Source organism: Pseudoalteromonas sp. CO348 (genome assembly GCF_004208845.1).
In the GTDB taxonomy this organism is placed as follows: domain Bacteria; phylum Pseudomonadota; class Gammaproteobacteria; order Enterobacterales; family Alteromonadaceae; genus Pseudoalteromonas; species Pseudoalteromonas maricaloris.
Genome location: NZ_SGPI01000024.1, coordinates 140770 through 149429, shown reverse-complemented (window position 1 = coordinate 149429; position 8660 = coordinate 140770). Strand labels below are relative to the sequence as shown.

Annotated in this window: 10 protein-coding genes; 4 read left to right on the top strand and 6 right to left on the bottom strand. The window is 42.5% G+C overall.

The window, feature by feature from the left end; all coding sequences use genetic code 11:
• The coding region (locus tag EXT48_RS23805; protein ID WP_205992078.1) for a hypothetical protein at nt 1-237 on the top strand (237 nt) is incomplete at its 5' end.
• Between the two features lie 392 nt (nt 238-629).
• The gene (locus tag EXT48_RS12850) at nt 630-1628 is read left to right on the top strand and encodes a leucine-rich repeat domain-containing protein (RefSeq protein ID WP_165384106.1); all 999 of its coding nucleotides are present in this window, start codon (nt 630-632) and stop codon (nt 1626-1628) included.
• A gap of 611 nt (nt 1629-2239) precedes the next feature.
• Here EXT48_RS12850 and EXT48_RS12845 read toward each other — a convergent pair.
• Nucleotides 2240-2554, bottom strand: coding sequence for a hypothetical protein (locus EXT48_RS12845; protein WP_130164692.1), 315 nt, complete (start codon nt 2552-2554; stop codon nt 2240-2242).
• Between the two features lie 529 nt (nt 2555-3083).
• On the opposite strand from EXT48_RS12845, the gene EXT48_RS12835 reads away from it, so the two are divergent.
• Nucleotides 3084-3521, top strand: a complete 438-nt coding sequence (locus tag EXT48_RS12835) for a thioesterase family protein (RefSeq protein WP_039492017.1) — start codon at nt 3084-3086, stop codon at nt 3519-3521.
• Nucleotides 3522-3937: 416 nt separating this feature from the next.
• Nucleotides 3938-4945 (top strand): fatty acid desaturase, encoded by a 1008-nt coding sequence (locus EXT48_RS12830; protein WP_130164690.1) that lies wholly within the window; start codon nt 3938-3940, stop codon nt 4943-4945.
• Between the two features lie 21 nt (nt 4946-4966).
• Here the strand turns inward: EXT48_RS12830 and EXT48_RS12825 are convergent, their stop codons facing one another.
• The 5 genes from EXT48_RS12825 to EXT48_RS12805 all read right to left on the bottom strand — a co-directional run bounded on the left by EXT48_RS12825 (nt 4967) and on the right by EXT48_RS12805 (nt 8631).
• On the bottom strand, nt 4967-5470 hold the full coding sequence (locus EXT48_RS12825) for an RNA methyltransferase (RefSeq protein WP_045961974.1): 504 nt from the start codon (nt 5468-5470) through the stop codon (nt 4967-4969).
• A gap of 210 nt (nt 5471-5680) precedes the next feature.
• Nucleotides 5681-5995 carry a DUF6172 family protein gene (locus EXT48_RS12820; RefSeq protein WP_010370561.1) on the bottom strand — a complete coding sequence of 105 codons (315 nt, stop codon included), beginning with the start codon at nt 5993-5995 and terminating at the stop codon, nt 5681-5683.
• Between the two features lie 238 nt (nt 5996-6233).
• A complete protein-coding gene (locus EXT48_RS12815) occupies nt 6234-7007 on the bottom strand; it encodes a hypothetical protein (RefSeq protein WP_130164689.1) in 774 nt (257 codons plus the stop codon).
• Between the two features lie 397 nt (nt 7008-7404).
• A complete protein-coding gene (locus tag EXT48_RS12810; RefSeq protein WP_130164688.1) occupies nt 7405-7908 on the bottom strand; it encodes a hypothetical protein in 504 nt (167 codons plus the stop codon).
• A gap of 222 nt (nt 7909-8130) precedes the next feature.
• The gene (locus tag EXT48_RS12805) at nt 8131-8631 is read right to left on the bottom strand and encodes a hypothetical protein (protein WP_130164687.1); all 501 of its coding nucleotides are present in this window, start codon (nt 8629-8631) and stop codon (nt 8131-8133) included.
• Between the last annotated feature and the right edge of the window lie 29 nt (nt 8632-8660).

The following is an 8660-nucleotide window of genomic DNA, read 5'->3' as shown; positions in this document are numbered from 1 at the left end:
GGTGTATACAAATACCGCGTGGGAGAGAAGGCACAAGGGCGCGAATACATCAAAGAGGCCGAGGTAGCACCTCATCAAGAGTCCGGATATAAGCACGCAATCACACCAATAATGCTAAAAATGGCTTATACAATTGGAGGAGTCCATATAAGCGGCTTCACGCCGCGATCCCTTATAGCGGCGAATAACTGTGACTTCACACCAAATCTCTACGTAAGTCGCCATTTATGGCGATAAATAATGTGCCTCTCCGATATTGCCTTGCCGGCGAAGCGACAAAAGGTACAGTTGAAGGCTGGATTTAAAAACAAGTCGCGACATAAAGTCGCTGCTACGAATTGTTCGTAGCCTTAAATGGCAACTATCAAAAGATCGCGGCGTGAAGCCGCTTCTACACGGTTTAGTTAAAATAGAAGAGCTTGGTCATTTGGTTGTCGTGGGCGATACCTTGACCTTGTTGCGTGTGTGCACTTTTGCCTTAATGTAATTTAAAGTTTCTAATTCATAACTAATGCTTATTTTTATAGGTACAGGCCTCAAATAACCTGTATTATGCACTCTTTGATTTTTTGTGGTGAAAACTCTGACTCAACCACTTGATTATACTTTTGAAAATTGAAGGTGAAATGATGTTAAAAAGGAATTTTTCACGCTTTAAAGTCGCTTTTGTGTCTTTACTTGTGTTAAATCTTGGGATTGTTAGTGTCGCTTCGGCTAATGATAATACGGCATTAGAAAGCGTGGTTACAGACGCTAACTTTTTAAAATGTTTGCAAGAAAGTGGCTATAAAACAGTAGGGGAGGTGACTGAAATACGCTGTCGTGACTACGGAATTACCTCGGCCAAAGGACTTAGGCATTTTAGCAACTTAAAAAAATTAATCTTAAGTAATGAAGGTGATAGCTTTATTGTGGGTGAAATTGGCGGCATCACTAGCAGACCTGCCGCTAAGAAAAAGCCAAATCAACTGATAGAAATCGACATAAGTCACAACACACAACTTTTTATGGTTGATTTGAGCCAAAATAACCTAACCAGTATTGATGTTAGTAAGAACGCAAAACTAAAGACTGTAATGCTTAGTGGTAATAAGCTCTCAAAAGTCGATGTAAGTAATAACAGTGAGCTTGAATGGCTAGATGCAGAAGATAACAAGCTGACAGGCGAATTCACGCTTGTAAATCCCGAGCTGTATCGACTTAACCTGTCAGGTAATAAGCTCACAAAAGTGAATATGCCGAGTGGTATTCGTGACCTTGAACTTGCTAATAATCAGTTAGAAAGTCTAGATTTAAGTAAGCTCAAGGTGCTCAGCGAACTAAATCTAGATGCGAACCAATTTAGCTCTTTAGACATAAGCCATAATAAGAACCTAGCTGCACTATACGCTGGCAACAACCGCTTAAACACTATCGATTTAACTGCTAACTCCAAGCTTGAAATACTTTTTTTGCCGAATAATAAACTCAAAAAGATAGACTTGCGCAAACAGGTAAGTTTAATAGAGCTAAACCTTCTAAATAACTCACTAAAAATAGTTGATGTAAGCAAAAGTGAAGACCTAGAATTCTTTGAACACGACAATAGTGTTGAGTGCATAGGCGCTGGTTGTGAAATGGGTTTTTAAGGGGATTGACCGTTGTTGGCGAGTTAGTAAGAGCATAGCTGTTTATGATTTAAGCTCTCTTATTGAACGTCGGCAAGGCGACATGAGGTAAAGTTGAAGGCTGGACTCAAAAAACAAGTCGCGACATAAAGTCGCTGCTACGAACTGTTCGTAGCCGCTGGCAAGCATCTAAAGATCGCGGCGTGAAGCCGCTCCTACACGGTTTAGTTAAAATAGATGAGCCAAGGGTTTGTAGGTCGCGCTTGAGCGCGACTTAGCAAATATTGAAAAGCCGCCCTTTGCAAAAAGGGCGGCTTTTTTGTGGGTGTGGATTTGGTGAAGACTTGTGTTTGGCTATTTTCTTGGTTTGTGGGAGCTGCTTCACGCCGCGATCTCTTATAACGATGCATAACTGCGACTTCGCACCAAATCTCTACGTAGGTCGCCATTTATGACGACAAATAGTGTACCTCTCTGGTTTTGCCTCGCCGGCGAAGCGACAAAAGGTACAGTTGAAGGCTGGATTCAAAAACAAGTCGCGACATAAAGTCGCTGCTACAAATTGTTCGTAGCCGCTGGCAACCATCAAAAGATCGCGGCGTGAAGCCGCTTCTACGCGTGCATTTACCGCCTTAATGGACGGTAATAGGGAGATCGTTTACTACTAACGATTGGCCATTTTGCTGAGCTCTAAGAAAACTGGATACCAAAACATCGTTGGATAGGGTGCTGATGTCGTTAACGGTTTCGACCATGCAAAACGTAATGGACTCCCAACCTAAATCTTTAATAAAGGTCTTGAGTTTACTGATGTTATCTTCATAGTTTTCGTCTGTGGTTAGCAGGCCGATGGAGTGTTTGTTGCCGGGTTTGTATTTCCCTTGCTGAGTGATGGCGCATTTGGCGTAACCGCTCAACACATAAACTGTATTTGTGCTGTTGTTCATATTGGTGACATGCTTAAGTTTAATTCTGATTTTGATTTCAGATGCATTTTTTAAACCAAGCTTGTAAATATTACTCCGCTGTTTGCTTATGTATTGAAAATATTGAGAAAAATCATTGGTGATTTGTCTTAGGTGTTGATCCCATAAAAGGCGTCAATTTTTTGTGAGATAGAATGATAGGGATTGCGCTTGAATTGTGTTTGCATCTAAAGCTACGCTGAAAACAAAGGGAGTTGAAGCATTATTTGTCGCCATAAATGGCGACCTACGTAGGGCACAATGCAAGAGCAAAGCTATAAAACCCAGCTTTTTCCGTGTGCTTATATCTGCCGCTTTGTCGAGATCAAAAGGAGCTGAAGCATTATTTGTCGCCATAAATGGCGACCTACTGGGCGTATGGTTGCACTGCGAAATGCTGGCTTTGCTTTCTTTGTTTTGACAAGTTGTCTTTAAATCATCTCGTTAATCTTGTTGCTGGTACGATGAGTTGTTACTCTCAAGTTCAATAAACAAAATTAAAGGCAATATCATGCAGGAATTTTTAGAAAAATTTGCAATCACCACCAAAGTGAATGTGGTATGGGGAGAAATGGATGCGTTGGGGCATGTGAATAACGTGTCATATTTTCGTTATTTTGAAACCGCGCGAATCGATTTTTTGACTCAAACGGGCTTGCTTTCTGTATTATCAGAACCTACCCATAGTCCGGTTTTGCGTGATACTTACGCGCAATACAAGCGACCAGTTACGTTTCCAGATACCTTGTATATTGGCTCATATATTACCGATATCAAAGAAGACCGCTTTACCATGCGCTATGAGGCGTTTAGTGAATCACAACAAGCAGTATGCACAACCGGTTATGCGAATGTGGTGATGTTTAATATGAAAACAGGGAAAAAATCGCCAATTCCAGAGAATATGTTGGCTATCTTGAAGCAATACGAGATGGACGATAATCAATAGAAACTCGGAGTTTAGGTGTTTCGTTGCGTTGCTGTTTTAAAGCTGTCGCGGCGTAAAGCCGCTGCTACGGGAATATAAGATGGACGATAATCAATAGAAACTCGGAGTTTAGGTATTGCTTTGTATTGATGTTTGAAAAGCGGTCGCGGCGTAAAGCCGCTGCTACGACAATATGAGATGGACGATAATCAATAGAAGTGTAGAGTTTAGGTATTGCTTTGTATCGATGTTTGAAAAACTGTCGTGGCGTAAAGCCGCTGCTACGGGAATATAAGATGGATGATAATCAGTAGAGGCGCGGAGCTTGGATGTCGCGTTGTGTCGCTGTTTTAAAAACTGTCGCGGCATAAAGCCGCTGCTACTACAATACAAGATTGCGCTATGATTTTGATATCAAAAAGTGAGTAAAGGGACCAATGCCAATATTAACTGCGAGGCAGAATATAAAAGCGATAGTGACTGCGATCCAAGCTGAAGAGAGAACGCTTCGAACGCGTTATCCTATTTTAAATCAGCAAAACGGTATTGCTATGGTGATTTTGCTGTTGTCGTTAAGTGCGCTATTTGGTGTTGCCTCGCTTTACTATTTTGCTGTTATTCCTGCATGGCTGTGTATTATCTTGGCGGCTTTTATCGCCTCTATTTCTCATGAGCTTGAGCACGATTTGATCCACAAGCAGTATTTTAGTGATCGCCCGTTCGTATATCATTTTATGATGTTGACGGTGTGGCTGATGCGGCCAAATACGGTAAATCCTTGGTATCGCAGGCAAATTCATTTACATCACCACAAAGTGTCTGGTACTGAACAAGACATAGAAGAGCGCTTGGTGGGTAATGGTATCCAATCTCCTTGGTTGCGAGCTGTGGTGGTTACAGACGGGTTGTTAGGTTTATTATTGAATGCCAAGCGGTTTAGTCGAGAAATCAAGGGTTTTAAGTTTTTGCAGGTCTTTAATGCTGGTTTTCCGCTTGCTACGGCTTATTTTGCAACTTTATATGGTGTGATTGCTTATTACGTGCTGCAATTTATGCAACCGTTTGAATTACCTAGGTGGGGAGCAGAGTTGCTAGCAGTTGCTGAATTTTTAATGGTGGTATTGATTGTGCCTAATATGATCCGCTCAGCATCTTTAAACCTTGTTACATCTTCAATGCATTATTATGGTGGCGTGAGTAACGTATTAGAGCAGACCCATGTGATCACCAGTCGCTGGTTTTTACCATTTCAGTTATTTTGTTTTGATTTTGGCCGTACGCACACTATCCATCACTTTGTACCGAATCAACCGTTTTATATTCGGCAGTTGATAAGTAAAAAAGTAAGCCCGGTTATGGCCCAGCATGGTGTGCGTTTTGATGACTTACAAAGCTTAAAAAATGCAAATCACTACCCGGTCAAAGAACGGGTTAGTCAAAAATAAAAAGATGTTCACAGCAAAAACTTATCCAACCGTGAGGCGGTTATTGATATCACGGCTGGTGAGTATCTGACTAGCATCAAATCCAGTTGAGCGTTTTGCCATACGGTCGTATAACAACACGTTGACTGTCGCGGCTAAGTTCATGCAGCCTGTGGTTGGTACATACACCACGGCATCGGCGGCATCCACGATTTCTTGTGGCAGGCTGCCATCTTCAGGACCAAAAATGTATAACGCATTGTCGGGGTGAGCAAACTGTGGCAGTGGAGTTGCGCCCTCAACCAGCTCCACACAGACAAGCGCACGGCCAGCTACTTTTAAACTGATAAAATCATCAACTTGTTTGATGGGAATGTTGTCGGCAACGTTTTTTGTATCCGTATGATACTTTGCAGCCCTTGCATAACGATTGCCACTAAAGTAGATGGCTTGCGCATCATAACAACCTGCGGCCCGTAATACGCCACCCACGTTGGTTGGTGATTTAGGGTTTACCAATCCGATTGCTACAAATGACTCGCTCATACTTTTTAATTCTCACTATACCGGCAGTAGTGCCACCAAAAATTCGACGAGCGATTGTATCATGCGCGTGATTTTGTGCCAGTTGGTATTGTTGGGGGAGAGTAGATGTTGTCGAGCTAAAGCTCGACCTACGCTTTTGCTGGGTTGAGGGATCCGTGTTTTTAGGGGGCCGATGTTGTCGAGCTAAAGCTCGACCTATAGAAGTTGGGCTTAGTAGTCCTCTAACTCATCGTCAGATAAATCGTTTGATTTTCTATAGCCTGGCTTTGCTAAAATCTCAACATAAAAGGAAGTGAGGTTTTCAGTTTGCGTTTTATCAATCAACTTGTTTAGTTGTGATAGGTGCACCGGCTCGGCTTCAGCTTCTGTGTTACCAAACTTACAATCAAAATCCCAATAATCAGCACCCGCTGGCAAAGTTTTGTTGCGCTCGCGCTTTAGGTATTTTTTAAGCTCATGCTTAACCGCGTCAACGCGTCTTTCAAGTTTGATTTTAGGGTGAATTAGTTCAAATGTCTTTTTCATAGTTGCCTTCAAGCAAGAAATACTCAATCGGCAAAACAGTATGCCTGAGTAGATAATGTGTATTGATTTAAGCGTAAAGCTTACGCGCGAATAAATACAGGAATGTAATAGGATATTTTACGTTATATTTTGTGAACTGGCGAGGGACTTTATGAGTGTCCAAAAGAATAAAAGCTGAGTTGGTTGCGCGAGTTCGCAGCCAACTCATATTACTAACGTAACCATTGATAATGGCGGATTAATTCGCTTTTGGTTGCGTTTGAGTTGTGGGAGCTGCGGCCAATTTACGCTCCAAACGCTCTAGTTTTTCTGCCAGTGCGGTTTGTGTCATCTCTATTTGGGTAAGGCTTGCGCCGATCTCTATCTGTTTAGAGTCTCTGCTTTGCGCTTGAGACTTTAACTGATCAACATCGCCATTAATGGCTGCAATTTGATTTTTTAGCACACTAGCGGCTTGCTGTTGTTCTTCTAATAGCGATAGTTTTAAAGCAAGCTCCGTTTGACTCTGCGATAGCGTTTCTACTTTGGTAGTCGTACTGGTCTGGTTTTTAGCGTTATTACTGGCTTGCTCTTCGAGCTTTTTGATGTCTGATTGGTTTCTTCGCCACGCTGACGCCCATAGTTTATCCATCTGTGACCAAAGCTCGTCTGTGCGCTCGGTTAGTGTGTTCAATTTTGCTTGCATTGCACCCGCGGACAAGTCCATCTCTTCATCTGTGGCAGTGAGGGTATGCTCAAGCTCGGCAATGCGCTTTGTTGATTCGAGTAATTGTGCTTGGGTTGTTAAGTTTTGCTGGTAGAGCGCAAACGCCGCAGCGGCCAACGCAATAATCGAGATTGCACCCAACCAATTCATCATCCCCATACCTTTGGCGGGCTGGCTTGTTTGTTTGGTACTTTCTTTTGGTGCTGAGGTTTTACGGCTCGCTTGGGTGGTGGAGTTTTTATAGGCTTCAACCTGATCTAAATCTGGCGTAATACTGGGAAGCTCAGGTTCAATTCTCTTATCCAACGTACTTTCCTCTTTTTTGAGATTTATAAGGAGCCTTAGCAGCTTACTTGAAAATAACGCAATATGGAATCGGCTGGGTTAAGTGAGTCGATGGAGAAAGGGGGAGCTTTGCCTATTTAACCTGAGCTGCGGATAATTAATGCCTTTCTAGCAGCCTGTTTTAGCGCTAACTGCGTTGAATTCACTTCCAATAGCCAGCTATTGGTGCGTAAATTCGCCTTGCCTACAGGATGTAGGTACCTTAGCGAGAGCAGGACGCGGAAGCGGTGTTTTCCCTAAAACTCTCTGGCTAGAAAAGGAAAAAACTAAGTTGTTCTTAAGAAACAATGAGTTGGAACATTCCTTATCCAAACCTCAGGTTATTTAGAAAAGCCAAAGGTGCTTTCTGATCTTGTAGCTAGTTTGAACTTACCGTTACTGTGATGACATCTGAGTAAGTACCTGCGGCATTTAGGCCGTTGGAAAGCGGGGTGATATTCAACGGCGTCGCTTTGGTTTCACCACTACTACCGGTACCTGCAGCTGTTGCATTGGTGTGCTGATATACACCATTTTGCAGATCTATCCCTTCGCTATCACCAATATTTAGGGTGTAAGCCAGTTTGCTGCCTTGACCGTTATCGGAAACTAAAAATCCGCCATTGGCAGAGCTATAAGAAGTGGTTGCATTTTCGCCAGTATTGCACCAAACCTCTAATACGCCAATCTGCTGGGTTGTTTGGGATGCGTCTAGGTTTAGTCCCGTGGTGTTGTTTTCAGTGCTAATTGTTTTGCAAGTGGGGTCTATAGTGCCTTCAAAAGAGAATTTACTTTCAGAAGCCGTTGTATCAATAACTGCAGCATGCACAAACATAGGTACGCTTGCTAAAACTGCAAAAAGTGATTTTTGTATGGTGTTCATGACTTCTTCCCCCTCAAATAAAGTACAGCAGTTATGTCTCAATTTGCAAGTGAAATGCCACGGGCTGCGGGATATTTTATCTGTAGATTTGGGGGAGAGTAGAACATTATCTTAGCGCTATAAAGTAATCGCCGGGATGTATAATTACTTGCCCGGCCATTTACTTTATTTGGGGGAGGGCAACGAGTGCTTTTGTCAAACGCTCATTGCCTCGTTATTTTGTTAGTTAGGGCTAACCGTTACTGTAATGGTATCAGAGTATGTACCTGCATCGTTTAAGCCATTTGACTGTGGTGTGATCTTTAAAGTAGTTGCTTGCGTTTCACCTGCATTGCCTGTGCCTGCCAGTGTAGCTAGATGCTTATAAGTACCGCTTTGTAAGTCAACACCTGAAGTGCTGCCAATATCTAGCGTGTAAGCAATTTTGCTGTTTTTGCCGTTATCAGCAACTAAGAAGCCGCCGTTAGCAGAGCTATATTCAGTTGTTGCATTTTCACCTGTGTTACACCATACGTCTAGCGTACCAATTTCTTGAGTTTCTTGAGTAGAATCTAGATTTAAGTTAGTTACGCTGTTTGAGCCACTATCAGTTTTACACATGGCTTCAATAGTACCTTCAAAGGTGAAGCTTGCTTCATTTCCTGTTGTTTCTACTACAGCAGCTGCCGCAGTCATTGACGTGATTGCTGAGGCAACAAATAGTGATTTAAGTAATGTGTTCATGGCGCATCCCCTTGAATAAAGTACTGCTT